This is a genomic window from Membranihabitans maritimus (genome assembly GCF_021729145.1).
Lineage (GTDB): Bacteria > Bacteroidota > Bacteroidia > Chitinophagales > Saprospiraceae > Membranihabitans > Membranihabitans maritimus.
Window position 1 is genome coordinate 1 of record NZ_JAJSLW010000094.1, and the last position, 340, is coordinate 340.

At 47.9% G+C, this 340-nt stretch carries 1 pseudogene; it reads right to left on the reverse strand.

The window, feature by feature from the left end:
- Window positions 1-340: pseudogene (locus tag LVD47_RS23445) on the reverse strand (hypothetical protein); the annotation flags it as partial.

Genomic DNA, 340 nt, shown 5'->3' on the forward strand with positions numbered 1-340 from the left:
AGGGTAATCGTATCTCCGTACCGATACGGACCGGGGAAAGCATTATTGATTCTTTTCTGTAACGCCAGATCATACACGGGAACATACAACGGATCGTGGTCATCTTCGTCTGTAATCCCGTCCTGGTCCGTATCCATGCCATCATCAGCCACATGATCGTCTTCATCACTCTCCGGGGTTCCACCTATATCGTTCAACGGATCTCCGTCTGCCTCACTATCTATATCGTCCCATTCCACACCTGAAGTATCCCTGGCAAAAGTAATCTCCGAATAGTTCGTCCAACTTGCAGAATCCGACGCTCCCACCATTGCCAGTTCTACATACAATAGTATGGAAA